This is a genomic window from bacterium, from assembly GCA_029210545.1.
Taxonomy (GTDB): domain Bacteria; phylum BMS3Abin14; class BMS3Abin14; order BMS3Abin14; family BMS3Abin14; genus JARGFV01.
Genome location: JARGFV010000206.1, coordinates 1 through 842 on the forward strand (window position 1 = coordinate 1; position 842 = coordinate 842).

Below are 842 nucleotides of genomic sequence, written 5' to 3' on the forward strand. Positions count from 1 at the left end.
GGCATACCCCACCGCGAAGGACAGGATCATGTAAAGAGACAGAGGCAGGTGCGGTGTTGACCAGTGGAAATAGTTCAGCTGGATCCCCATTCCGTTCTGCTGGATAAACGCGGCAAGGAAAAGGGCGAGGAGCAGTACTAGTACGGAATAGACATATTTCATGGGGTCGTCCTTTCCACTGGGAGGCGGAAGGTGGAAGGGAAAAGGTAAAATACTTCTTCCTCGAATGGGGTTGAGTTCATAATGTATTTTTTCATTCCTTATTCCCTCTCCCCCATTCCCTATTCCCTATAGTCGTCAAACATCGGTTTTAAAAAGTTGTAAGTTTCCCTGATCGCCTCCGGGATCACCCGCAGATCACCTATGACCGCCATGAAGTTGGTGTCCCCGTGCCAGCAAAACACAATGTGAAAATGCACGTGTTCTTCCAGGCCCGCCCCGGCAGTTTTGCCCAGGTTTAACCCCCCGTTGAACCCTTCGGGGGCCATGAGATTTTCCATAGCCTTCAGGCTGAAACGGAACAGTTTCATGGTTTCGAAATATTCAGGATCAGTCAATTCGGAAAGGTCCGAAGTGTGGGCAATGGGCGCAATGAGGATGTGTCCGTTGTTGTAGGGGTATTTGTTCATTAGGACCATAGCTTTCTCGTTGCGGTAAAGGAGGAGGTTATCTTCGGAAGGCTCAGCCTGAGCCAGATCGCAGATAAAACAGCCCTGCTCCCCTTCTGAGAGGATGTATTCCATGCGCCATGGGGCCCAAAGCACTTTCACAATCTCGCTCCTGCTCGCTTGTGATACTGAGTGTAGATTCTGGTGTGTAAAGTGTAGAGTAAATTTGCGCCA

Annotated in this window: 1 protein-coding gene; it reads right to left on the reverse strand. The window is 49.9% G+C overall.

Annotation, left to right across the window (positions count from 1 at the left end; genetic code table 11):
* Positions 1–281 precede the first annotated feature (281 nt).
* Positions 282–770, reverse strand: coding sequence for an HIT domain-containing protein (locus P1S46_12315; GenBank protein MDF1537248.1), 489 nt, complete (start codon positions 768–770; stop codon positions 282–284).
* Between the last annotated feature and the right edge of the window lie 72 nt (positions 771–842).